Here is a 25,272-nt window from a genome sequence, read left to right as displayed (position 1 = left end):
ATCCGCGCCGGCGCTGCCGATATCATGGCGCTCGACGCCGACCTGTTCTGATTGAAGTCAGAGCATTTCCGGCGAGAACGGAGTCGCCGGAAATGCTCTATCCCTTTGTTTTCATGTAATTCCGGACGCAAAGCCGTTTCACACTTTTGCTGGAATTACTCTTGCCCGGGAGGAGAAGACCATGCTTGGCATGATGATGAATGCACCGCTGCTCGTGTCGTCGATCCTGCGTCACGCAGCGACCTATCACGGCAGCACGGAAGTGGTTTCGAAGACCGTTGAAGGCCCCATCCATCGCTACACCTATGCGGATCTTTCGAAGCGCAGCCAGAAGCTCGCCAACGCCTTGCAGAAGCTCGGCCTTGAGCATGGCGACCGGGTGGGCACGCTCGCCTGGAACGGCTACCGCCACATGGAGCTTTACTACGGCGTGTCAGGCTCGGGCTTCGTGTGCCACACGATCAACCCGCGCCTCTTCCGCGAGCAGATCGGCTACATCATCGAACATGCCGGCGACAGCGTGCTGTTCTCCGACCTCACCTTCCTGCCGATCCTCGAAGCGCTGGCCGACCGGCTGGCACCGCTGAAGGCCGTGGTCATCCTGACCGACGAGGCGCATATGCCGAAGTCGGAGGTTCTGCCGAACCTCGTCTGCTACGAAACGCTGATCGCGGACGAGTCGGACGAATTCGAATGGCCGGTATTCGACGAGAACACCGCGTCCGGCCTGTGCTACACCTCAGGCACCACCGGCGACCCGAAGGGCGTGCTCTACAGCCACCGGTCCAGCGTGCTGCATGCCATGGCGATCAGCTTCATGGATGTGCTCAGCCTTTCGGCCAATGACGCGGTGGTGCCTGTTGTGCCGATGTTCCACGTCAATGCCTGGGGCCTGCCGTTCGCCGCGCCGATGGTCGGGGCGAAGCTCGTGATGCCCGGTCCCAACCTTGACGGCGCCAGCCTGCACTCGCTGTTCGAAAGCGAAGGCGTGACGGCAACCGCCGGCGTGCCGACGGTCTGGCTCGGCCTGCTCGACTGGATGGATGCCCATGGCCAGAAGTTCACGAGCCTGAAGCGTGTCGCCATCGGCGGCTCGGCCACGCCGCCGATCATGATCAGCCGCTTCCACAACATGGGCGTCACGGTTCGCCATGCCTGGGGCATGACGGAAACGAGCCCGATCGGACTTGCGGCGACGCTTCTTCCCAAGCACGAGAAGCTTTCGGCGGAAGAAAGGCTCATGCTCGAATCCAAGCAGGGCCGCCCGCTGTTCGGCATGGAATTCCGCATCGACGGCAGCGACGGAAAGCCGGTGGCCCGCGACGGCAAGGCCTTCGGCGCCATGCTGGTGCGCGGCCCCTGGGTCGCGGCCGGTTACTACAACACGGAAAAGAGCCCGGCGCATGCCGTCGAAGGCTGGTTCGACACGGGCGATGTCGTCACCATGGACGAGGACGGCTTCGTGCAGATCGTCGACCGCACCAAGGACGTGGTGAAATCCGGCGGCGAATGGATCAGCTCGATCGAACTGGAAAACATCGCGCAGGCCCATCCGGCGATCAAGGAAGCGGCCGTGGTCGCCGCCCCAGACGCCCGCTGGGGCGAGCGTCCCGTTCTCGTCGTAGTGGTCAAGCCCGGCCAGACGTTCACGCGCCACGACATGCTCGATGTCTATACCGGCAAGATCTCCAGGTGGAGCATTCCCGACGACGTCATCATCGTCGAGGAACTGCCGCACACGGCAACCGGCAAGCTGCTCAAGACCGCGATCCGCCAGATCGTTCTCGACGAATACGAAAAGCGCTCGCCGGACGCGACGCTGGCTGGCTGAGGGAGACGCGACATGACCGAAGATGCGCAGGCAGTGAAGCTCTATCTCGACGACCTCACAGTCGGGCAGCGCTTCACCAGCCCTTCCCATGTGATGGAACTCGATGAAATCCGGGAATTCGCAGGGCGCTACGATCCGCAGTTTTTCCACCTCGACGAGGAACTGGCGCGCGACAGCCTGTTCGGCAAGCTCGCCGCCAGCGGCTGGCACACGGCGGCGGCCACCATGCGGTTGCTCGTACAGAGCCTGCCGCTGGCCGGCGGGCTGATCGGCGCGGGCGGGGAAATCGCCTGGCCCCGCGCTACATGGCCGGGTGATCGCATCCATGTGGAAAGCGAGATCGTCACGATTGCGCCATCACGCTCGAAACCCGAACGCGGCCTCGTCACCTTCCGAAGCGAGACGATCAATCAGGACGGCGAGATCGTTCAGGTGTTCACGCCGAAAATCATTGCTTGGTGGCGATCGTCGTGAAATCTTGGAGCTACGCGGCGAGACGCTATGGTACTGAGCGCTCATAGACACCAGATTTCCAGACACCCTCTTTCCCATTAATGGCAAAGGGGCCTCATCAGCAAATCAGATTTCAGCGAATTCACCTTGCAGCGGGCGCTGTCAGGCCTTCAACATGAAGCGCTTTTTTCGGTGGGGGCGGATCTTCTTCGGATCCATTCCAGTCGGCAATGCTATTTTCTTAGAATCATTCAGGCGTATTCGCGCCGGCGACCGCAATAGGCTCTATCGAAAACGATCAACTTGCTCAAAGCCGGGACGGAATAGTCATTGTATTTATCAATCTTTCAGCTCCGTAGCCATTCCGGCTCGGATTTCGTCTATTTGGCCGGCTGCGGTGGAAAAGTGCAAACCGTCTTCATTACTTTCTGTTACTTTCGCGAGCAGTAACATCAGCCATGCGAGATTCGAAAGGAATTGCCTTGGAAAATGAAAAAAGCCGCGATCGCTATTTTCTTTTTCGAGAACCGGATGGTTCCTGGTCGATTGTGGATAGACACATCGTTGGAAGCGAACGGGAACACCGCCTCATCGTCGGTCTTGACGAGCAGCAGGGAACCGAATTGGTAGAAAAGCTGAATTCTCTTCCTGCATAAGCCCCCTCCAAGGATATGGCAATCTCGCAACTGTGTGTATACTGGTGAGGGGATCGAGACAAAGATCGCGGATAGTCCGGGGATAATAGAACTTCCGGCAGGGCACTGTATTCGGAACCTGAACGAAGGAGCCGATTTTGATCCTTACTAAAATCTGCGGTCTGATTGAAGGACTTGATAAGGTTCGGGCGAACAGAGGCAATTGGGGCAGGTAAAGCGCTGGTAAATGGAAAATTCGAAGGGAAACAGAAGGCATCAACCATACCGTCGATGACGCAGACACATTGACGGTCGCCGCCTGGGTGCCGGCGCGTTGCGTTTGTCAAGGCCAGAGGGTTGAGCGCTGGCTTTTCGCGCCACCGGTACAGCCGCCATGTCGTCTGTTGTAAATGAAATTTCATGGATACTGGAGGCTGGTCTTGTTACCGTCCCGCTTGCTCTTTCTGTGTCGTAGCTCACCCAGCGGAAAAACAGGTAGATTGGGGCAAAGACAGCCACAAGCGTAAGAATAGACTCGAATATTTGCATGACGACTCGACATAACCGAACAAACTCTCGAAGCGGTGAATTACATGCATCGGAAGCGTTCGTCATCCTATTGGTGACATTTTGTTAACCAGAGCGCGAAGTATCGCCACGTCAGAATGCAAGATATCGATGCAGATCGGCTGTTCGGCCATAAGTGCGAACATCGGCGCCTTATAGCAAGGCGAACAATGATCACGTCCGACAGGATGCGCCGAACAGCCGCGTGTTTTGTCAATCTGTGAAGCACATAAGACGTCCCATAACCCGCGAACAGCCCTTATGTTCGAGGTTGTTGGATACGCGGACGCAATACCTGCCGCGCAGGCTCATGTTAGCCTGTGCGATGGTTAATATTTTGCTATCGGACGCCGGTTGCGAGCGTGAGCAACGGGTTCCTCTCACCACGATGCCTAAGGAGTACGGTCGGCTCCCGGCTGCTCGTTCGGCTGTGTTGGGGATGGCAGATGATCCGACCAAACCCAATCCCTGATTTCCGGTAGGTCGTCGAAATGCTGGCGGATATAGGTCTCATGCTCGCGAAGCATTCCGGTGCAATGTGCGGCGAGATCGGCATTGTTTTCTAGCATGCCCGGGACATAGCGCATAACGTCGAGGCAGAGATGCAGCCGACTGATCTTGTTGAGCACTACCATGTCGAAGGGCGTCGTCGTCGTGCCTTCTTCCTGATAGCCGCGCACATGGAAGCGATCATGCGCCTGCCGCCCATGCAACAGATCGTGGATGACACCGGGATAGCCGTGGAAGGCAAAGATGACCGGCGCGGTGGTTGTAAAGATCTCGGTGAACTCGGTATCGCTCATGCCATGCGGATGGCGATCGGCCGGGCAAAGCCGCATCAGGTCGACGATATTTACCACGCGGACTTTCAGATCCGGCGCGAGTTCGCGCAGAATCCAGGCGGCAGCGATGGTCTCTTGCGTCGGGATATCCCCTGCGCAGGCCAAGACCACGTCCGGCTCCCCCGGTTGGTTACTGTACATGTCCCAGACGCCGGCGCCCTTGGCGCAATGCGCCTTCGCTTCCTCCATCGTCAGCCACTGTAACTGCGGCTGCTTGTCGATGACGATCAGATTGAGATAATTATGACTGCGGAAGCAGTGATCGGCGACCGAGAGCAGGCAATTGGCATCCGGCGGCAGATAAACGCGGGCGACCGCTGGCTTTCGATGGATCACGGTGTCGATGAAACCCGGCCCCTGGTGGCTGAAACCATTATGGTCGTTTCTCCAGCAGGTCGATGTCAGCAGATAGTTCAGGGAGGGAATGTCGGCCCGCCACGGCACATGCTTGGCATGCTCCATCCACTTGCCGTGCTGCATCGACATGGAATCCACCACCATGGCAAATGCCTCATAGGTAGCGAACAGGCCATGCCGACCGGTCAAGGTATAGCCTTCCAGCCATCCATGGCAGCAATGCTCGCTCAGCACCTCCATCACCCGGCCTTCCGCCGAGATATGATCGTCGTTGGGCAGAATATCGCTGACCAGGCAGCGGTCGGAGACCTCGAAGACGGCGCCGAGGCGATTGGAGTTTGTCTCGTCAGGGCAAAACAGCCGAAAATTATCGGGATTGCTTTTGTAGATGTCGCGGAGATATTCGCCCAGACGCGCTGTGGAGCCAGTCCGTTGGGTTGCGCGCTGGTCGAATTTGAACGCATAGTCTTCGAAATGCGGCAGGTTCAACGGAACGGATAACTTTCCCCCGTTTGCGTGGGGGGTTGCCCCCATGCGCCGATCGCCTGCGGGAGAAAGCGCGGCATACTCAGCGCGGAACGCGCCGTTGTCGTCAAACAGCTCTTCCGGCTTGTAACTGCGCATCCAGTCCTCGAGAATGCGCAGATGGTCCGGCTTTGTCAGGACTTCGGAAACCGGAACTTGATGAGCGCGGAACGTCCCCTCGACTGGCACCCCGTCAACGATCTTCGGCCCGGTCCAGCCCTTCGGTGTGCGCAGCACGATCATCGGCCAGCGCGGTCGCCCGCTGGTCTGACCCGAGCGCGCAGATGTCTGGATCTCTCGGATCCTAACCACGGCCGCTTCCAGTGTTGTCGCGAACGTCTGATGCACGATGTCCGGCACATCGCCCTCGACGAAATGCGGCTCGTACCCCTGGCCTTCGAAGAATTTGGCGAGATCCTCGTCACTATGCCGAGCAAACACCGTCGGGCCGGCAATCTTATAGCCATTGAGATGCAGGATCGGCAGCACGGCGCCGTCGCGGGTCGGATTGATGAAGTCGATGCTTTTCCAGCTGCCGGCCAGCGGCCCGGTCTCTGCCTCACCGTCGCCGACAACCGCGGTGACGAGAAGATCCGGGTTATCCATGACGGCGCCGAAGGCATGGACGAGCACATAGCCAAGTTCGCCGCCCTCATGGATCGAACCGGGTGTCGGGACGCTGACATGGCTGGGTATCCCGCCCGGCGTCGAAAACTGTCGGAAGAGACGAAGCAAGCCGGCTTCGTCCTGGGTCACCTCCGGATAGAATTCCGTGTAGGTGCCTTCGAGATAGACGTTGGCGACGAGAGCAGGTCCGCCGTGTCCGGGGCCGGCCATGTATAACGTGTTGAGATCGTATTTCTTGATCAGCCGGTTCATATGGGCATAAATCAGGTTCAGGCCCGGCGACGTACCCCAATGCCCGAGCAGGCGCGGCTTGATATGATCGACCGCCAACTTTTCGCGCAGCAGCGGATTCGCCGATAGGTAGATCTGTCCGACGTTCAAATAGTTGGCAGCTCGCCACCATGCATCGATCGTGCGGAGCTCTTCGTGATCGAGGTGCTGGACGGTTTTTCCTGAAATATTGGTCATGATCTTCCTCTCATCAATTGCAATAATCACTTGGTCGACGCGGGCAACATTATGCGCCGTCGCATTTGAGTGTCGCTGTTTAACCGTACTCCATGAGATGGCCGGAAATGTTGTGATATTCAGTCACGTTTCGAGGTGGTGAGCGCGAGCGCTTCGTTCGCGATGACTTGTTCCTCATCCGTCGGCACGACGAGAACCTTCACACGGCTTGACGGAGTGCTTATCTCTTGCCCTCCTTCAACATTATGGTTTTGATCGAGCTCAACACCGAGCCAATTCAAGTGAGCGCAGATCGCTGCACGGACCGGCGGTTGATGCTCGCCGATCCCGGCGGTGAAAACGAGAGCGTCAACGCCGCCCAGCGTATTGGCTATCCTGGCTGCCTCACCTGCAATCCTGAAGGTGAATAGGTCGAGCGCTTCTCTCGCCTGTGGCGCGTGGCTCGCCAGAAGCTCACGGGTGTCCCCGCTGATGCCGGATACCCCCATCAGGCCGCTGCGATGGTAGAGAAGGTCTTCCACATCCTCAAAGGATTGGTGGTGTTCTCCAAACAAATGAAGAAGGACCCCCACGTCGAGTGCGCCGGGACGCGTTGCCATTGGTACGCCGTCGAGGGTCGAAAATCCCATGCTGGTGTCGCGGCTCACGCCCTCGCTCATGCCACAAAGGCTGCAACCACTGCCCAGATGCGCGATGATAACCTTCTTGTCGGCGATGGTGGGCGCGATTCGTCGAAGTTCGCCTGCTATGAAGGAATAAGACAGGCCATGGAATCCGTAACGCTTGACGCCGTGGTCGTGAAGCTCTCGTGGCAGTGCAAAACGCCGGACCAGATCGGAATTTGTCGCATGAAAGGCTGTATCGAATGAAGCGGTCTGAATAACGTTCGGACGAAGATTCCTGATCGCACGGATCAGCCGCAGGCTCTGTGGCTGATGTAGTGGGGCCAGAGGAACCAGGTTTTCGATACGGTCAATAACATCGTCGTCGATCAGCGTCGGGTCGACAAAAAGATCCCCGCCGTGGACGATGCGATGACCAACCGCCTTCACATCTGAAAGATCGAAATGACGGGATATCCAACCTAAGATCTCGTCCACAACCTCGTGAAGATCTTCAGAAAGCTCCGCTTTGAGATCGGCGTCGAATATCTCAGACCCTTCCTGGAGATGAAAACTAGGGGGATGCTGTCGGAAATCAATCAGGCCCTTTCCAATGCGGCGGGGCTTCTCGTGTTCGATGGTGAAGACACCGAACTTGATTGTCGAAGAGCCGGTGTTAAACGTCAAAAGGAGGGAATTGCCCATCGATCAAGGTTCCCGATTTTCTCTCATCACGGAATCTGACCCGCGTGGGCTATTCTTTCTCTGGTCAACGTTCCTCGTGAAAGGAAGGCATCCGGTTTCGATCGGTAAAATTGCGTCGGCCTCCATTCTTTCCCCCTCGCCACACCTGTCGATAAATATTTCTACCCCGCCAGCACTTTTCGAAAACGAACCAGCACAACTGCTAATGCCACGACGGCCATGGCGGCAATAGCGGCCATCTCGCCGGCAACGAGATCGAAACTGCTGCCTCGATAAAGTACCGATTGGGTGAACCGGACAAAATGCGGAGCAGGGCTGATCGTATTCATGGCCAGTTGCAGCCACCGAGGCATGGATTCCATCGGCGTCATACCGCCCGAGAGCAGGATCATAACGATAATGACCGGGATGGCCAGCAGGCCGAACTGCCCCATGGACCGCGTGAAGCTTGATAGCAGCAGGCCCAGACTTGCGACCGCGATCACGTAGAGCGCGGTTCCGACAGTGTAGAGGAACAATGAGCCTGATAGGGGAACGCCGATCAGCAAATTGACGACCAGGACCAGGCTGAGCATTGCTGAAGCGAGGATGACTGCCCCGGTTGCAAAAAGCTTTGAGAGGACGATTTCGTAGGGTTTGACGGGCATAACCAGGACGTGCTCGATTGTACCGCGCTCCCGCTCGCGTATCATCGACGACCCGGACAGGATGAGCGTGATGATGGTGATCGAATTCATCAACTGCATAACCGCTGAGAACCAGTTGGACGTCAAATTGGGGTTGAACTGGTTTCGGACGACGACATTGACCAGGTCGCTGACACTTGCTGGTGCAAAGTAGCTCTGCGCCTCGATAGCAATCAACTGTTGCAGGTCATTGACGCCGTTGCCGGCGTGGGCAACCGCTGTCGCATCGGTTTCGATCAGCAATGTTGCGGAGCGGCCGGCGCGAAGATCGCGTTCGAAGCCAGGTGGAATGGTGATCGACAAGACATAGTGTCCGTGCCGAAGCCCGTCCTCGGCCTTGAGGGGGGGCACAAGAGCGGGCGTACGAAAAAGGGGAGGCTGGATTGCGCCTGTCAGGCGGGATGACAAAACTCCGCGATCCTCATCAACGACAGCAACGGAAAGAACTTTTATTTCCGTCGAGATCGCATCCGCGACGATATAGGTCGCTACGGTAAAGACATAGAAGATCAGGAAAAGCATCACCCGATCGCTACGAATAGATCGCAGTTCCTTGATCGTCAGATTGATTATGGCACTCAGACCTTGCATCGCTAACGCTCCTGCTTGCGCAGAAATGCGATCGACAGGCCGAGATAAGCAAGAGAAAAGCCGACAAGGGCGATGGCATCAAGGTATAGATCGTTCCACGTCAGGCCTTTCAGAAAACTGCCAACCACAACGTCCTGGTACCAGGTGCCAGGGAATATCACTCCCGTCAGATATCCGGCCGGCTTCAGAGAGGAAACCGGAACGATCAGGCCGGAAAAATTGACAGCTGGAATGATGGTGATGATTGCGGCGGCGAAAACTGCAGCCACCTGCGTTTTTGTGAAAGTGGAAATGAACTGCCCAAGGCCGGTCGTTGCCACCACATAAACTAGCGAGACGACAGCGAGCAGTGCGAAATCGCCCGAGAAAGGCACACGGAACAGCATTCGCCCCAGCACGAACAGAACGCAGAAACTGAAAAAGGCAATCACGATATAGGGCAGCTGTTTGCCAACAAGAAACTCGGTCCGGGTCACCGGTGTCGACCGAAAATTCGCGATCGTTCCCATCTCCTTCTCACGGACGACGCCAACGGCCGCCATGACGGCCGGGATCAGCATCAACACGAGCATAATAACCGAGGGGACCATGGCATTGGTACTTTTGAATGCCTGGTTGAACAAAAAACGCGTCTCGATGGAAAGTTTGCTTGACGAGCTCCCGCCGAGTTCTCGGGCGGCCTCACTCCGGAACGAGTTCAGCACGCCGACTGCATAACCCCGTGTCGTTTCGGCTCTGAACGGCATCGAGCCGTCGATCGACATCGACACATCAGGCGTGTCGCCCGCCCGCAGCTTGCGGCCGAAGCCGTCTGGTATTTCCAGAGCAAGCGTCACATCGCCCTGTCGCATTCTCGCGGCAAGATCATCGGCGTTGCTGATCTCGGGTAGTTCGGTGAATTGCCGGATCGATGTGAACTGTTCCGTCAAAAGCCTGCTCTCGGCAGACCTGTCCTGATCGAACACCGCAAGCCGGATATTGTCGACATCAAAGGATATCCCGAAGCCAACCGTCAACAGGAGAACAATCGGGCCAAGGATTGCAAAGAATAGGCGGATTGGGTCTCGCATCAATTCCAGCGTCTCTCGCCATGCATAGGCGAGCAGCGGCCTGCTGGGTCGCGTACGGCCCGTGGCCTTTTGCGAGGTCATCGAGAAAGATTTACTGGGGTCCTGTTGCGGCGTTTGTTCTTGTAGAAGCGCGACGAAGGCATCCTCGAGGGATGCGGCCTGATGTTGGCTCACCAGCTCGGCCGGCGTGCCGACCGCCAGTACCCGGCCCGCATGCATGAGAGAAATTCTGTCACACCGTTCGGCCTCATTCATGAAATGCGTCGATATGAAGATCGTCACGCCCTTGTCACGCGAGAGCGAGATCAATTTTCGCCAGAAAACGTCTCGCGCGATCGGATCCACACCTGACGTCGGCTCGTCAAGAATAAGGATGCGGGGTTCATGAATTGTGGCCACCGCGAGTTGCAGACGCTGGCGGATGCCGAGCGGCAGACTATCCGGCTCCTGATCGGCAAAGTCTTTCAGTTCGAATTCGTCGAGAGCAAGGGCGACCCGACCTTCGGGAACATGGTAGAGCCTGGCGTGCAGCGCAAGGTTCTGTCGAACACTCAGTTCTGAATAGAGCGAAAAACCTTGCGACATATAGCCGATCCGTCTTCGCGCCTCCATGTCGGAATTTCTCAGCGCTTGTCCAAACAGGCGTGTCTCGCCTTCGGAAGGGTCGAGAAGACCGGTCAACATCTTCATCGTCGTCGTCTTGCCGCATCCATTCGACCCAAGGAAGCCGAAGATCTCTCCCTCACCGATCTCGAAGCTGACATCGTTAACAGCAACGAATTTGTCGAAGCGCTTGGTAAGATGGCTTGCCGAAATAGCAGGAACGCGGGAGGTTTCGGGATGATAGGCGGGTATATGGACGCCGATGCCTTTCGCTCCAGCCTGCGGTAACAATCCGATAAATGCGTCTTCCAGCGATGCAGCGGTCCCCTTTATTTCCGCCGGGCTCCCCGATGCCAGAATCTTCCCTTCATTCATGGCCGCCAGCCAGTCGAACCGATCGGCTTCCTCCATGTAGGCCGTAGCGGCAATCACGCTCATATGCGGCATGCGCTCCCTGATCGTCTCGATCAGATCCCAAAACTGGCGGCGGGAGAGAGGGTCGACCCCTGTTGTCGGTTCGTCAAGGATCAGAAGATCGGGATCGTGAATCAGTGCGCAGCAGAGCGCGAGCTTTTGCTTCATGCCGCCTGAGAGCTTTCCCGCCGGTCGGTCCGGAAACGGAGTAAGACCGGTTGCTTCCAGCAACATGCTTGTGCGTTGTTGCCTTTCTTCCAAATCCTGCCCGAACAGCCGCCCGAAAAACTCGAGATTTTCACGGACCGACAAAGTAGGGTAGAGGTTTCTTCCCAGCCCCTGCGGCATGTAAGCGATGCGTGGGGCGAGGGCGGCTCTCACCTTCGGCGTCGAGATGTCCTGTCCTAGAACGGAGATGTTTCCGCCCTGGCGTTTGCGAACCCCGGCAATCAGGGCGAGAAGCGTTGACTTACCCACCCCATCGGGCCCGATCACGCCCACCATGCACGCCGAGGGGATAGCAATCGAAACGTTGTCGAGTGCAGTCTTTCCGTAGCGGTGGGTGACGCCGTGCAATTCCGCGACAAAGCTCATGGTTCACCCGTCACTGCGGCAGTTTCACCTGAAGTTGGGAGGGCCACTGCGTTGCCGGATCAGTGCGAACGAACCCGACGCCACGTATACCGGCCTTCACGCGATCTTCGAATTTGACAAGAAGGTCGCGAGGAATGGTCAGCTTGACCCGAAACACCAGCTGTGACCTTTCTTCCTGAGTTTCGACGCTTTTGGGAGAGAACTGCGCTTCGGGCGCAATAAACATCACACGGGCGGGAATGACGTATTGTGGCACTGGATCCAGGATCAGCCGAGCCTCGTCACCAGAAGCGAGTTTACCGACGGTGTCTGCCCCCAGATAGAGGTTCATGTAAACGTCGGTCAGGTCGAGCAAAGTGACAACTGGCGTTCCGCCGGCAACAACCTCACCGGGCTCACGGAGCCTGTACTGTACACGTCCCCGGATCGGCGAACGGACGACGAGATCTTCGATCGCGACATTGATCTCCGCAACCTTGGCCTCTGCCACTGAAATCAGCGCTTCGCTGCTTGTTACCTGTGCCCTGGCCGTCGCCAGCGAGGCTTCTGCGACGGCCAATGCATTGCGCGCATCGTCAAGCGAAGCGTCCGAAGCGACGTGTCCAGCGTTGAGCTTGGTGATGCGATCGAAGTTCGTACCGGCGACAGAAAGCGTGCTTTGGGCTTGTGTTACCGCCGCTAGAGTCTGCTCTCTTGCTGCCTTTGCCTGAAGAACGGAGGCCTTCGCACCGAGTAATTGCGTCTGGAGGTCGCGGTCATCGATCCGCGCAATGATATCGTTGGGGCCGACCAGATCGCCTTCATGGACGAGGACCTCAATGAGGCGACCGGCATATTTGCCCGCGACGTCGACACTTTGAGCCTCTATCCGCCCGTTGGAGTTCGCAAATCGGTTGTCATCGGTACTGCCGCGCAAACGCGAAATCAGTGATTCAAAGGCATTATCCGCCTGTGCAGTCGGGACAGCCGAAGCCACACCGATACCAATTGCGATGACTGCAACGAGTTTACTCACTCTGTATCCAGGCATTTTCCCTCCAGCTTTTTTGCCGATCCCTGGTTCTTCTTCGGACGCGATATCGTCCGGTTTGAGCAATCTTCGGCATTTTTGCATCGATATCGGATATCATGTGATATGTGAACCACTTTCATGGCGATTTGTCTATCTGCGATCATCTCGCCAACATCAGTCGCCGATTGAACGGGTCGTAAATCATGACGTCTAAAAACACTCCAAACTCGCCATCGCCCGATACCACGGGAACCTCCGACATCGGCTTCTTTGACCAAATGAGGCAGTTCTGGAAATCGCTTCACACATCTCAAGCTCACAGATCTCTGTCATTGTTTTCGGCAATGATGATGACCATTATTCTGACAACGACATACATGCAGGTTACGCTGAACCGATGGAACGCACCCTTCTATCAGGCAATCCAAGATCGTGACCTCGATAGCTTCATCGGACAGTTGATCATATTCGCCTATATTGCAGCGGCTCTCACAATCCTAAACGTGACGCAAACCTTTGTCAGCAAGCGCTTGTCAATCAGCATCAGAAGAGGTCTCGTCAGCGATCTTCTGGAAAAATGGTTAATTGACAATGGCGGCCGCGAGCTACATTTGCTTGGCAGTCCGCTTGCCGAGCACGCCGATCAACGCATCCACTCCGATGTCCGGTCTCTGGCCGAGACCACGACCGGTCTGGCCGTCGGACTGGTGCAGTCCGTCATTCTTCTGGCAAGCTTCGTGACGATCTTGTGGACCCTTTCGCCGGAGTTTCAATTTAACGTCTTGAACTACGATTTCATCTTGCCAGGATATCTCGTTTGGGCAGCGCTTTTCTACGCCGGCCTGACCTCAGGTTTGAATCGCCTTGTAGGCCGTCATCTGGTGGAACTCAATTCCTTGCGGGAAGCGCGCGAGGCGGAGTTTCGCACCAGTCTTGTTCAAGCAGACATGGCTGAGAGCGGCGGTGGAAAAGTCGGCCACGGTAGCGGCGGAATAGTCCGTCCGCGGGCGGAGTAAAATCCGGCCACCTATTTCCTTTCTGCAATGATCGCAGGAGGGACAGGGGATCTACACCGTGGAACTTTATTTGAGGGTTCGCCTGGCTGTTTCCGAAGGGATGACGCAGCGTCAGGCAGCAAAGCATTTCAACGTATCGCGCGACAGCGTGGCCAAGATGCTGTCGTATTCGACACCGCCCGGCTATCAGCGACGTTCGCCGATCCGGCGTCCGAAGCTGGATGCATTCGTTTCGACGATCGAGCAGTGGCTGGAAGCTGACATGGTGATGCCGCGCAAGCAGCGGCATACTGCCAAACGGGTGTTCGACCGGCTTCGTGACGAGTGCGGCTTCACCGGCGGCTACACGATCATCAAGGATTATATGCGCGAGCGGGATCAACGCCGCCAGGAGGTGTTTGTGCCGCTGTCGCATCCACCGGGCCATGCGCAGGCCGATTTCGGCGAGGCGACGGTGGTGATCGGCGGCGTCGAGCAGAAAGCTCGCTTCTTTGTGCTGGATCTTCCTCATAGCGACGGATGTTATGTGCGTGCCTATCCGGCGGCAGTGGCCGAAGCCTGGGTGGATGGTCATGTCCACGCCTTTGCGTTCTTCGGGGCCGTGCCGCAGTCGATCGTCTATGACAACGACCGTTGCCTTGTCGCAAAGATCCTGCCCGACGGCACACGCAAGCGGGCAGCGCTGTTCAGCGGCTTCCTGTCCCACTACCTGATCCGGGATCGCTATGGGCGGCCGGGAAAGGGCAACGACAAGGGGAATGTCGAGGGTCTTGTCGGATATGCCCGACGCAACTTCATGGTGCCGATCCCGCGGTTTGCGACATGGGATGCGTTCAATGCTTTTCTGGAAGAGCAGTGCCGCAAACGCCAGCGCGACAAGCTGCGGGGCGAGAGCGAGACGATTGGCGAACGGCTGCAGCGCGATCTTGCGGCCATGCGTCCCTTGCCGGCGTCGCCGTTTGATGCCTGCGACCAGGCCAGCGCTGTTGTGACAGCCCAGTCGCTGGTGCGCTACAAGACGAACGACTATTCCGTACCGGTCGCCTACGGCCATCAGGACGTCTGGGTCCGGGGCTATGTCGATCAGGTGGTGATCGGCTGCCGCGGCGAGATCATCGCGCGTCATCCGCGATGCTGGGAACGGGAAGACGTCGTCTTCGATCCCGTCCATTACCTGCCGCTGATCGAGCGGAAGATCAATTCTCTGGATCAGGCGGCTCCATTGCAGGGCTGGGATCTGCCAGACGAGTTCGCGACGCTGCGCCGGCTGATGGAAGGCCGCATGGCCAAACATGGGCGGCGAGAATACGTGCAGGTTCTGCGCCTGCTGGAAAGCTTCGACCTTGCCGATCTACATGCAGCGGTGAAGCAGGCGATACAGCTCGGCGCGATCGGCTTCGATGCGGTCAAGCATCTGATCCTGTGCCGGGTCGAGCGCCGGCCGCCGCGGTTGGATCTGGCGATCTATCCCTACCTGCCGACGGCGACTGTCGAGAAGACGTCAGCAAAGGCGTATATGCGCCTCCTGTCATCTGATGCGGGAGAAGCGGCATGAGCAGCGACGCGCCAGAGATCCTGCTTGGCCACTATCTCAAAACCCTCAAGCTGCCGACCTTCCAGCGCGAGCACCAGAAGCTGGCCCGGCTATGCGCCACCGAAGGCGTCGATCATGTCGGCTACCTGTTCCGGCTTGCTGAACGGGAGATGATCGAGCGGGACCGCCGCAAGGTCGAACGTCGGATCAAGGCGGCCAAGTTCCCGGTCGTCAAAAGCCTCGACAGCTTCGACTTCACAGCCATCCCCAAGCTGAACAAGATGCAGGTGCTAGAGCTTTCCCGTTGCGAATGGATCGAGCGCCGCGAGAACGTCATTGCGCTGGGCCCGAGCGGCACGGGAAAGACGCATGTCGCACTCGGTCTCGGCCTGGCCGCCTGCCAGAAGGGCCTGTCCGTCGGCTTCACCACGGCGGCGGCCCTGGTCAGCGAGATGATGGAGGCGCGTGACGAGCGGCGTCTGCTCCGGTTCCAGAAGCAGATGGCCGCCTACAAGCTGCTGATCATCGATGAGCTGGGATTTGTGCCACTATCAAAGACCGGGGCGGAATTGCTGTTCGAGCTGATCTCGCAACGCTACGAGCGTGGTGCCACCCTGATCACCAGCAATCTGCCTTTCGACGAATGGACGGAAACACTGGGGTCCGAACGTCTCACCGGCGCACTGCTCGATCGCATCACCCACCACGTCAACATCCTCGAGATGAACGGCGAAAGCTATCGTCTCGCTCAAAGTCGCGCCCGAAAGGCCTGCTAAAACTCCCCTCAAAAAATCGCCGCGCCGGCCTAAGACCCCCGCTCGGGCTACGCCCTCCCGGCCGTCTCAGGCCGGCGCCATAGTGGCCGACTTTTGCTCCGCCCCATGGCCGGTTTTTACTCCGCCGTTGACAGCTATTTCCATATCGATATTGCCGAGGTGCAGACCGCCGAAGGCAAGCTCTACCTCTTCGTCGCAATCGACCGCACCTCCAAGTTCGCCTTCGTTCAGCTGGTTGAGAAGGCAACCCGCGTCACCGCGTCCGCCTTCCTCGTCGCTCTGATCGAGGCGGTGCCTTATAAGATCTACACCGTGCTCACCGACAACGGCATCCAGTTCCGCTTTCCGCCGCGCCACGCCAACGGGCCGACAGCGCGATACATGACCCACATGTTCGACATGCGATGCCACGAGAACGGCATCGAGCACAGGTTCACCAAGATCAACCATCCGTGGACGAACGGACAAGTGGAGCGCATGAACCGCACCATCAAAGATGCCACCGTCAAGCGCTTCCACTACGACAGCCACGATCAGCTCCGCCGGCATCTCCAGGACTTCATCGACGCTTACAATTTCGGTCGCCGTCTGAAGACACTCAAGGGCCTCACGCCATACGAGTTTATCTGCAAACGGTGGACTTCAGAGCCGGATCAATTCATCATCAATCCGATCCATCAAATGCCGGGACTGAACACCTAGATAGAGCCGCGCGCAGTCGCGGCCGTGCCGCTAGCGCTCGTGCGTAAAGATCGCTGTACGGCCGGAAGCACACGGCAGGAACGGACATCAGATCAGGCTCGGCAGGGAGCTCGGTGCCAATAAAGCGCTATGAGCAACCAAGCACCTAGACGAGACGGCGGAACAATCTTCGCTTGAGCCTCCGCACTTCACCGGAGGCATCAAGGATTGCCCTGGGAGGCTCTGCATTAGACATGCAGCGTTTCAGCAGACTCATGGAGAAGCTCAATACTTCAAGTGGTGAGAGTGAGAGGATTAGAACCTACGCCACCCAGTCCCGATGTGGCGTGCTTTACAAGATCCCCCACGCCCGAAACCTCCCCCTCCCCGTCATCTCTCTCAGCCCGAGCTCCAAAACGATCCGCCGCGCCCCTTGCGGCGTCACGTCGAGCGTTTTCGCCACCATCCCGGCCGACACCAGCGGACGCGCCATCACCAGCTCGACTAGCTCCGGCAGTTTTGACGACGCACGGCGTCCCGCCAATTTGCGTTCCATCATTTGCCGAGCGAGCGCCAGCCGGTCGTGCTCCTTGAGGCCGATCTCGGCGGTCGCCAAAAACCCGTGGGCGATGGCGAGCAGCCGGGTCTCGCGGTGTCGATGGCGGCGGCGATCGACGGGGATGGTTTTCAGGCCGAGATTGATGGCCGCGAGGTGACCACCTGATGTGACTCCGCCCTGGCGCAGGAGGGAGGCGGCGAGCAGCCGGCCCATCCAGCCGGCATGCTGCAGCACGCCGATCTCGTTCCAGGCATCGAGCGCGACGATCGCCTGCAGCACCGCCGGAAATTCTTGCGCCTGACGCAGCACGGCACGCCATTCCTCCAGCCGTTCATCCTCGTCCCAGTCGAGATCATAAACCATCGGATCTTTTTCGGCCGCCCGGCCCGGCGCCGGGGCCGGAGCCCGGCCGGGCTTTCTGGCATGCTCGATCGCCGCCTCCGAACGCGCCAGCAGGGCATCGATGGCGGCGAGCTCAGCAACCAATGCGCTATCTTGGTCCTCACCGCCGTTCTGATCATCGCGCTCGGGGCCTTCCCCTCCCCCATCAGCCACTTCACCCGCGGTGGGCTGGTCGGCCACGCCGGCGCCTCCCTCTCCCAAAGATGCTGCAGGCCACGCCTGCCGCAGGCCGCGCAGGCCTTCTTCAGACAGAGCCCAGCCAGGTGGATGGTCAGCGATGCGTCGGCGGGTTCGTAAAACGTCGCGAGCGATGGTGAGTTCGTGGGTGGGTGTGCGGATGTCTCGGAGAGCGTCGTGGAGGACGAGGTCTTCGAGGTGGACGAGTTCGCCATCGATCCAAAGGGAGGCGCAGGCGTCGGTAAAGTTTTTCCGTTCGAGCCATCCGCCGCCGACGGGGGAGCGGGCGATGCGCTCGTCGAGACGAGAGAGGGCGCTGCTGGTGTCGCTTTTACTTTGCGATTTCAAACCGCAAAACGTCATACGTCTGTTAGAGTTAGCGCGCAGAAATAGCCCAGATTATCGCTAACGATTTCGATGGGGCTGTGTATGCCAAAGCCATTTCAAAATCGTGGAGGCTGCTACGGCCCTTCCGATGAGGACTGGTTGAAGGCGCGCAGGACCGCGCGAGAGCTTGATCGGGTGCTTGATGCTGGGCGGTCTAAGAAAGACGCGATTGCCAGGGCGGCGGCTGAACTTCACCTGACAGCTCGACAAATCTATAATCTTCTCGCCCGATACAAAGCTGAGCGAACAATAACAGCACTGCTGCCCCGGGTGCCTTCCGGGCGACGCAAGCGGCTATCGGCGAAGGCAGAAGATATCATCCGCACGACGTTGCGCGACCAGTGGATGATACTTGAAGCACCGCCTCTTGCGCCAGTCGTTGCCGAGATCCGCGCCCGATGTGAGGAGGCGGGGCTTATAGCTCCTTCCTATGTGACGATTTCCCGGCGCATTCCGTCGTTGTTTTCGGCCGAAGAGATCGCCAAAAAGCGATCGGCCAATCCAAAGCATCTGATGCGGTTAAAGCCACGGCCGGGTTATATTCACGCGCCTAACCCACTCGATGTCTGCCAGATCGACCATACCCCAACCGACATTAATTTCGTGGAGGTGGTCGACAACCGTGGCGTATTTGTCGGCCGCCCGTATCTGACGATTATAACGGATGTCGCGACGCGCGCCATTTTCGGCTTCTGCCTTACCTTGGAAAAGCCCTCGGTGTTGTCTGTTGCGCTCTGTCTGGCGCAGGCGATCTGCCGAAAAGACGAATGGCTCGTTTCTCGTTCCATTGACCATGCTTGGCCGATGTTCGGCCGTCCGAAACTTCTGCTCACAGACTCTGCGATGGAGTTCAAGGGCAATGCATTTCAGCTGGGTTGCGATGATTACGGCATTCGTATTCGCCATCGGGACCGCGGCAGAGTTCATCAAGGCGGTGTCGTTGAGCGGCTTTTGGGAAAGCTCAACGGGGTGCTGTCCACCTATCCCGGTTCGTCAGGGCGTTCTGTGGCTGATCGCGACGGATATCCGTCGGAACGGAGCGCATGCCTAAGTTTTCTCGAATTGGAGCGCTGTATAGTGCTGGCGATCATCGATCATAACCGACAAGAAAATTCCAAAACGCTGAAAGTGCCGATCACGGAGTGGCGAAACCATAGCCCGGGCTTGCCCGAGCGACCAGACGACCCCGATCGAGTGCTTTTGTCGTTTCTCCCCAGTGCGACACGGCTGTTGTCCCCTCAGGGTCTCAGTATGTTTGCCTTACATTACTATGCGCCTTGGCTCGGCTCCCTCGTCCCAGAGCGCGACCGGCTGGGGAAACTTGAGGTTCGATACGATCCCCGTGATATCAGCCATATCTATGTTCGTGATCCGGAAACGCGATCGTTTCGATCTATCGAACGACGTGATGGCTGCCTCGAACCGATGACACTCTGGGAACATGAAGCTTATCGCACGCAGTTGCGAGCTACCAATCACCGCTCGAGCATAGAGAAGGTGGCTCTGCGCCGTGAGATTTCTGCCATAGCCGATGCTGCTAAGCTGTCCAAAAGGGAGAGACGCGACGCGGTCCGCAGGGCACATGCTGTTTCAGCCGAAAAGCCTTACGCCAGAAGCGATTCCGAGAAGAATTCTGCTCAAGAAAATCACCCGGTACGGCAGAAAAAACGTCTACCGGTGGAAGATTGGTGAGCGGTGTGGCCGATCATTTATTTGAGCACGCGCGTCGCTTTCTCAATTTGGGAGACGAAGAGCGCATAGCCTATATTCGGGCTCCAAGATGGATCGGCCATCAGGTCGCACAGGGCAGCCATCAACGGTTGACTGAGCTGCTGAACCGCCCAGCGTCTTTGCGAACCCAAGGGCTAATGCTTGTCGGGCCTTATGCAAATGGGAAGACAATGATCGCGGAGCGGTTCGCGGTTGAACACTTGCGCGGATCCTCGAACCAAAGGGTGTGGATCGTTCAAACTCGCGAGGGAGCAGGACTCGGCCATTTCTACGCCAGTATCCTTCAGGCCTTACATGCGCCTGGTGGCGACATATGGAATGTCAGCCGGAAGGCGGAGCAGTTGGATCACTTGCTGGCAAGCATCAAACCCAGGGTGTTGATATTTGACGAATTCCACAATGCTCTACGCGGACGGTCTCGCGACGTCGAAGGGGTGTTTGCCTTTCTCCGTCGGATCGGCCGGCAATACGATATCTCTCCGGTTCTTGTCGGCGAGGTCGCCATCTACGATTTCGTCAACGCCACGAGTGAGATGGCAACTCGCTTCGAGCTGGTCCCTATCCCGAGATGGCAATATGACGAAAGCTATCTGATGCTCCTGGACAGCCTCGAAGCGGCACTACCTCTCGCGAAAGCGTCCGATCTGTCGGATGAAACATTGGCTCGGCGAATTTTCAGCCTATCGGAAGGTTTGATTGGAGAGATTGTCTCCGTTGTGACCAAAGCTGCCGTGATGGCGCTCCGCTCGGGGGCAGAACGCATTACCGAAACCTGTATTGACGAACTTGGCTACATCTCCATTTCACATCGACGTAACGCGTCGTTGCGAAAGCAACTGATTTGACGGCGAGAGAAACCCACGCTCCGTTCATCGACATCCGCGAGCGCTATCGAGATGTAATTTCCGCACGCTGGCCCATCACGGTTATGCCACAGCGCGACGAGCTATTGTCGAGTTGGCTACACAGGCTTGCCTACGCCAACGGCGTGCCAGGGCGTGCTTTCTCCCGGGTACTTGGCCTCACACCTGGAATGTGGTCGGCCAGACTTGATTTGAAGCGTACGATCACCCTGGCAGATCAGCTGCGGCAGTACGCAGAAATTACGTCAGAGCAACTCGCCGCTATGACGATGCCGGATGGTCTACCAAAACAGCTTTTTCTACCCCTTCGAAAACTCCACCGACGGTCGGGATCGACATGGCTACAATTCTGCCCACGATGCCTCGCCGCGGATGACCATCCATACTTTCGGAGAGAGTGGCGGCTAGCAACGCGACTTACTTGCGAAAAGCACGAAAGCAGGCTGCGAGATCGATGCACTTCCTGCAATCATCCCGTGGCAGCCTTTGATCAGGGCGAGCTCAGGCCGCACCATTATTGTTCCCGCTGTGCTTACGACCTCCGTCGCGCATCGACCATCTACCTGTGCCCTGCAGTGAGGAAGCTTGACCAATGCGTCCATGAAATCTTCGGCTCCGATTTGATTGCGGGATTGCCGATCGACAGTCTGCTGGTTCGGCGGTTTTTGGAGATTCCTCAGCTTACGGCAATCCGTCAGCGAGAACTTTTGACGGGTTTGTCCACGTCATTTCGGGCCCGATGCTACGAGAAACTTGTGTGCCGCCCGAACGAACGCGACGTAGGCCGGTGGCATGTTGATAGAACTGGTGGGGCACCCACAACTCAGGTCACGAAAGAGAGCGGCCGCGATCTTCTAATCCGCATGCTTTCAGATGCGCTCAAACCTAAACAAGGGCGTCCTACAGCAGGCAGTAACAGGCCAATTTCCGATCTCACGCACTTCCTTATGACCGCTCAGCAGATGAGCCTGATTTCGACGGGGCCGAAGTCCCGCAGGAGGGACGCAACTTCGATCGTCTGTTGCCAATGTTGAGAACTCACGTAAGTCCTACGGCTCGGGAGCATCCTTGAAGGGGGCGATCGAGTCGATCTCGGCAATCTTCTGGAATTCCCCAAGATATTCTTGGCGGTGATTTTCTAACCACCGGGTAATACGGCCATTGGCAAGCAGTTTGGTGACGTATCCCCGCGCGACGGTGAGGTGGAGATTATCTATTCCGTAGGTTTCTTCAACGCTCTTAACTTGTGTTTGCAGTGCCGCGAGCTCCCGCTCCATCCGCGCGATCTGCTGACCGGACGGTGTGCCGGCACCTCGACCTGAACCATTCCTGCGGGCAACAAGTTGGCTGTCGGGTGTGGCAGCGCGTATCGCTCTGGCAAACATGATGGAAAAGTTGTGTTGTCCGATCATCAAGTCTGCGGCCTCAATTTGCCGAACTGGCGACATCTGTCTCAACACATCCAAGACAGTCATAGAGCATGGCGTATCTTTCAACATTTCCGCAGCTTCCGGACTAATGCCTTCAAGCAGTCGAAACCTACGGATGACCGACTCCACCTGAAGCCCGAGAGCATCTGCTATATCGGCGGAGGACACGCCGCGCTCGATCGCACGCGCAATCATCCGATGCTCCTGGATCGGGGCGAGGCGATTTACCCGCTTATTGTATGTGTAGGTATCGTCGTCGGTTGCGATCAAACACTCGACCTCGATGGTGCCAAGCTCCTTCAAAGCCTCTAATCGTAGATGGCCGTCGAGCAGAAACCAGAGACCAGGGTTTTTGTTGTCCGCGATGACTACCGGCGCCTCGACCAATCCAATCGCCTTTATCGAACTTAAAACCTGCCCGAATTTCCTGCTTTCGCGGGCGCCTTCAGGCAGAGATTTCAGCGGTACGATCGCAGAAATGGCTATTGTTTTTATATCTCGATCAAATGCGAAGTGAATTCGGCCATCACCGTTGTCATCATCATCGTCATGCCCATCGCTCATCATGCCCTCCTGAAATTCGGCTGGAGAGTGCTTTTGGCATGGTTGCCAATCCCTCCGCTCTCAACAGATTGAGGAAACTTTCATCCGCGATCAGATCCTTCATGGCCTCTACAATGAAGAGAAGCCGGGTCTGTGCAAAATCTGATTTCTTGATCAAGAGCCGCTGTTTTTCGGCCTCCCTCTGATAAACCTGCATGAGATCATGAGCCGTCATCCGCTTTCCGGTAGCTTTGCGGCCGAAACGCCCTTGTTGTATTCCTTTTCCCTGAGCTCGCATGCGAACATCGAGAAGCCGCCTGACGGCCGCAAGTTTTTTCCCTCGAAGCTGACCAGCCTCATAGGCATCCAGGAGCAAGCTTTGCGCCTCCTCGGTCTCAGCTCGAGATATTTCCATCGCAAGGGTAATCGGGATGAGGCCGGTTTCAACGGCTGCGACAAGGCGTTCTTCGCCCTTTTCGAGAAGTGCGGCGATCATGTAAACCCATTGTGCGCCGACACCAATCCTTTTGGCGATTGCAGCGTCGGTGTAGCCTCGTGCTCGCAAGGCACCAATCTCACGCATGAGATCGATTGGTCGCGGGGTGCGTCGAGCAATATTTTCGACCAAGCTCATGACAAGGCATTTGTCCTCGCTGGCCTCGATGACGACCGCCGGGATCTCGCTCTGTCCGAGCATTTGAAAGGCTTCCAGACGGCCTTCCCCGCAAACCAGATCGTACCGTGGCCCGCCTGGGCCATTGTGGCGGCTGACAGTGATCGGGCGCTTGAGACCAACGGCTTCGATATTGTTCACGATATCCCGATGCTGTCGTTTGTTGCGCGCGCGCGGATTGAGCACTGAGATGCGTGAAATCGGGATCATTTCTATATGACTTGAATGAAGAGCAGACATTACGCAGCCTCCGACAGGTTAACGGGCGCAGCAATCTGATAGAGAATAGCGAGGTCATCGAACCGATAGGCATCGAGCTGTAGGGCATTGTCTTCTGCCATCCTCAATCGCTCGGCGAGAAGATCTAGCCTTGGAAAGAGGTAGTAGTCGAATGGCTTCTGGTTGGCCGAATCCATGCGGACAACAACAGTGATATCGGGAGCAAGTGAGGTGTCGAAACGTAGGTTCCAACGTAGGAGTCCCGTGGGTGTCTGGGCGCAGCGAGCGATTACGATCGACAGCGTGAATTCCTCGTTGACCGTCACTCGATCGGTTTCGCTGTCCTGCCACGCCTCACTGCCAGAGGATTTCAAGGCACCTATCACTTGCTCAAGGACTTCGGGATGGAGTTTGCGGAGTTCTCGATTGATTTCGACGTAACTATAGTCTCGATCGGGATTGAAGCCCACGAGGCTGTAGGCTCGAAGCAGGCTACCGAACCGCGAGCTATACGCGCTGCTTGATGGCATGCCGTCGCATTCATCGATGACGATACCCGATAAACTTCCCGTTCGCTGGTACAGGTCTCGTAGAGACTGCAGCATCTCTTCATCGCTCAGCCGGAACGACCGGGCGTTGATAACAGTTCGAGCTGCCTCGAAGAGGAATCGCTCGATGACAGCGTCGAACACACCGTTAGCCCTGACCCACATGTCGGGATCATTACGGACATGCCGTTTCTTTAATTTGAAAGACTGTCGGTTCCACACATTGTCGCCGGCATATTTCTCATTGATCAGGATTTGATGGACGGTCCCTCTCGTCCAGTTGCGCCCAAGGTCGGATTTGATGCCCCGCTTATTCAGATCAGTTGCAATTTCGCTCTCACTTTCCCCGTGATGGACAAATCTGCGATATATTTCGCGAACCAGCTCCACCTCTTCAACCGGCCCCAAAGTGAGGATCACACGGTCAGTCTGAATGCTTTTGTGCTCACCGCGCTGTAGAATACCTTTCACCTGGCCGCGTTCATCGATCAGGGTTCGTCGTAAGCCGAAACCAGCTGGTCCGCCTTGCCGGTACCCCTTTTCGATCAGCCGGCCCTGCCCCGCGAAAACCTTCGCCGACAACTCACGGCTATACTCTCCAGCCATAGCCCGCTTAACGCCTTTGACGATGGTGGACACCGGGCTGCCGTCATTTTCAAACTGTTCGGCGCAATACTGGACAGAGATCCCGGCACGGCGGCAGATGTATTCGTAATAAGCGCTTTCATCGGCATCTTGGAACCGGCCCCATCGACTTACGTCATAGACCAGGACCATCGTGAAATCGGTTGTGCCGATCTGCACGTCCTCGATGAGCTGGCGTAGCGCATCGCGCCCTTCGATTTTCAGGCCACTCTTTCCGGAATCCGCGTATGTCCGGACAATCTCAATACCACGCGCCCGAGCATAGTCCCGAATTGCCTCCGACTGGTTTTCGGTAGAATATCGCTGATGATCGGTCGACATACGGACATATTCGGCAGCCCGAATTGGCTGCGGCTCCGATGACATGCCGTTAAAGGTCTCCCGATCCACTTTTTGCCCCTCCTGTCGTTGATCAAAGGCGCTTGATCCTGAGGCTGGCGCGGCGCCGAGCACATCCATTTTTGCAGACATCCGCATCGCAATCCTAGCGCATGAAGGAGCGGAAG

18 protein-coding genes and 1 pseudogene are annotated in these 25,272 nt (G+C 57.3%); 10 read left to right on the top strand and 9 right to left on the bottom strand.

All coding sequences use genetic code 11. The features are described 5' to 3' along the window. Nucleotides 1–181: 181 nt before the first annotated feature. The 3 genes from DOU54_RS18800 to DOU54_RS27535 all read left to right on the top strand — a co-directional run bounded on the left by DOU54_RS18800 (nucleotide 182) and on the right by DOU54_RS27535 (nucleotide 2,940). The gene (locus DOU54_RS18800; RefSeq protein WP_092938774.1) at nucleotides 182–1,831 is read left to right on the top strand and encodes a long-chain-fatty-acid--CoA ligase; all 1,650 of its coding nucleotides are present in this window, start codon (nucleotides 182–184) and stop codon (nucleotides 1,829–1,831) included. 12 nt (nucleotides 1,832–1,843) lie between these two features. Beyond that, nucleotides 1,844–2,305: a MaoC family dehydratase gene (locus tag DOU54_RS18795; protein ID WP_092938776.1), complete on the top strand. Its 462-nt coding sequence runs from the start codon at nucleotides 1,844–1,846 to the stop codon at nucleotides 2,303–2,305. Nucleotides 2,306–2,766: 461 nt separating this feature from the next. Next, the gene (locus tag DOU54_RS27535) at nucleotides 2,767–2,940 is read left to right on the top strand and encodes a hypothetical protein (protein ID WP_167495066.1); all 174 of its coding nucleotides are present in this window, start codon (nucleotides 2,767–2,769) and stop codon (nucleotides 2,938–2,940) included. Between the two features lie 938 nt (nucleotides 2,941–3,878). On the opposite strand, the gene DOU54_RS18790 is transcribed toward DOU54_RS27535, so the two are convergent. The 5 genes from DOU54_RS18790 to DOU54_RS18770 form a co-directional block, all read right to left on the bottom strand. Next, entirely contained in the window at nucleotides 3,879–6,305 is a 2,427-nt protein-coding gene (locus tag DOU54_RS18790; RefSeq protein WP_113731733.1) for a phosphoketolase family protein, read from the bottom strand. Between the two features lie 119 nt (nucleotides 6,306–6,424). After that, on the bottom strand, nucleotides 6,425–7,612 hold the full coding sequence (locus tag DOU54_RS18785) for an acetate/propionate family kinase (protein ID WP_107341526.1): 1,188 nt from the start codon (nucleotides 7,610–7,612) through the stop codon (nucleotides 6,425–6,427). Nucleotides 7,613–7,773: 161 nt separating this feature from the next. Further along, complete coding sequence (locus DOU54_RS18780; RefSeq protein ID WP_107341527.1) at nucleotides 7,774–8,889, bottom strand: ABC transporter permease; 1,116 nt, start codon at nucleotides 8,887–8,889, stop codon at nucleotides 7,774–7,776. A 2-nt stretch (nucleotides 8,890–8,891) separates the two neighbouring features. Further along, complete coding sequence (gene rbbA / locus DOU54_RS18775; RefSeq protein ID WP_107341528.1) at nucleotides 8,892–11,570, bottom strand: ribosome-associated ATPase/putative transporter RbbA; 2,679 nt, start codon at nucleotides 11,568–11,570, stop codon at nucleotides 8,892–8,894. A 10-nt stretch (nucleotides 11,571–11,580) separates the two neighbouring features. Continuing rightward, nucleotides 11,581–12,666 carry an HlyD family secretion protein gene (locus DOU54_RS18770; RefSeq protein WP_210206214.1) on the bottom strand — a complete coding sequence of 362 codons (1,086 nt, stop codon included), beginning with the start codon at nucleotides 12,664–12,666 and terminating at the stop codon, nucleotides 11,581–11,583. A 119-nt stretch (nucleotides 12,667–12,785) separates the two neighbouring features. Here DOU54_RS18770 and DOU54_RS18765 point away from each other — a divergent pair, with 119 nt between their 5' ends. The 4 genes and pseudogenes from DOU54_RS18765 to DOU54_RS18750 all read left to right on the top strand — a co-directional run. Further along, entirely contained in the window at nucleotides 12,786–13,598 is an 813-nt protein-coding gene (locus DOU54_RS18765) for an SbmA/BacA-like family transporter (protein WP_113731732.1), read from the top strand. Nucleotides 13,599–13,656: 58 nt separating this feature from the next. After that, nucleotides 13,657–15,153: an IS21 family transposase gene (gene istA, locus DOU54_RS18760; protein ID WP_035226019.1), complete on the top strand. Its 1,497-nt coding sequence runs from the start codon at nucleotides 13,657–13,659 to the stop codon at nucleotides 15,151–15,153. After that, nucleotides 15,150–15,908 (top strand): IS21-like element helper ATPase IstB, encoded by a 759-nt coding sequence (gene istB / locus DOU54_RS18755; protein WP_035226016.1) that lies wholly within the window; start codon nucleotides 15,150–15,152, stop codon nucleotides 15,906–15,908. The genes istA and istB overlap by 4 nt, the downstream gene beginning before the upstream one ends. A 129-nt stretch (nucleotides 15,909–16,037) precedes the next feature. Further along, nucleotides 16,038–16,610 (top strand): annotated as a pseudogene (locus DOU54_RS18750) (integrase core domain-containing protein); the annotation flags it as partial. Nucleotides 16,611–16,941: 331 nt separating this feature from the next. Here DOU54_RS18750 and DOU54_RS18745 read toward each other — a convergent pair. Continuing rightward, nucleotides 16,942–18,090 (bottom strand): RHE_PE00001 family protein, encoded by a 1,149-nt coding sequence (locus DOU54_RS18745; RefSeq protein ID WP_113731731.1) that lies wholly within the window; start codon nucleotides 18,088–18,090, stop codon nucleotides 16,942–16,944. 66 nt (nucleotides 18,091–18,156) lie between these two features. On the opposite strand from DOU54_RS18745, the gene DOU54_RS18740 reads away from it, so the two are divergent. The 3 genes from DOU54_RS18740 to DOU54_RS18730 all read left to right on the top strand — a co-directional run bounded on the left by DOU54_RS18740 (nucleotide 18,157) and on the right by DOU54_RS18730 (nucleotide 21,742). Next, nucleotides 18,157–19,806 carry a TnsB C-terminal domain-containing protein gene (locus tag DOU54_RS18740; RefSeq protein WP_111793751.1) on the top strand — a complete coding sequence of 550 codons (1,650 nt, stop codon included), beginning with the start codon at nucleotides 18,157–18,159 and terminating at the stop codon, nucleotides 19,804–19,806. A 5-nt stretch (nucleotides 19,807–19,811) separates the two neighbouring features. Beyond that, entirely contained in the window at nucleotides 19,812–20,690 is an 879-nt protein-coding gene (locus DOU54_RS18735) for a TniB family NTP-binding protein (RefSeq protein ID WP_107327916.1), read from the top strand. 83 nt (nucleotides 20,691–20,773) lie between these two features. Continuing rightward, a complete protein-coding gene (locus tag DOU54_RS18730; protein WP_107327915.1) occupies nucleotides 20,774–21,742 on the top strand; it encodes a TniQ family protein in 969 nt (322 codons plus the stop codon). Between the two features lie 15 nt (nucleotides 21,743–21,757). On the opposite strand, the gene DOU54_RS18725 is transcribed toward DOU54_RS18730, so the two are convergent. From DOU54_RS18725 to DOU54_RS18715, 3 genes are read right to left on the bottom strand one after another with little or no spacing between them, the layout of a single operon-like run. Then, nucleotides 21,758–22,702, bottom strand: coding sequence for a plasmid partitioning protein RepB C-terminal domain-containing protein (locus DOU54_RS18725; protein ID WP_003501250.1), 945 nt, complete (start codon nucleotides 22,700–22,702; stop codon nucleotides 21,758–21,760). Next, on the bottom strand, nucleotides 22,686–23,594 hold the full coding sequence (locus DOU54_RS18720) for a plasmid partitioning protein RepB C-terminal domain-containing protein (RefSeq protein WP_035243664.1): 909 nt from the start codon (nucleotides 23,592–23,594) through the stop codon (nucleotides 22,686–22,688). The genes DOU54_RS18725 and DOU54_RS18720 overlap by 17 nt, the downstream gene beginning before the upstream one ends. Next, complete coding sequence (locus DOU54_RS18715) at nucleotides 23,594–25,243, bottom strand: recombinase family protein (RefSeq protein WP_003501252.1); 1,650 nt, start codon at nucleotides 25,241–25,243, stop codon at nucleotides 23,594–23,596. Before DOU54_RS18715 ends, DOU54_RS18720 begins: the two co-directional genes overlap by 1 nt. Nucleotides 25,244–25,272: the final 29 nt, after the last annotated feature.

Origin of the sequence: Agrobacterium sp. MS2, from assembly GCF_003261015.1 — a bacterium.
Lineage (GTDB): Bacteria > Pseudomonadota > Alphaproteobacteria > Rhizobiales > Rhizobiaceae > Agrobacterium > Agrobacterium pusense.
The sequence above is the reverse complement of the archived record's forward strand: the minus strand, read 5'-3'. Positions and strand labels throughout refer to the sequence as shown.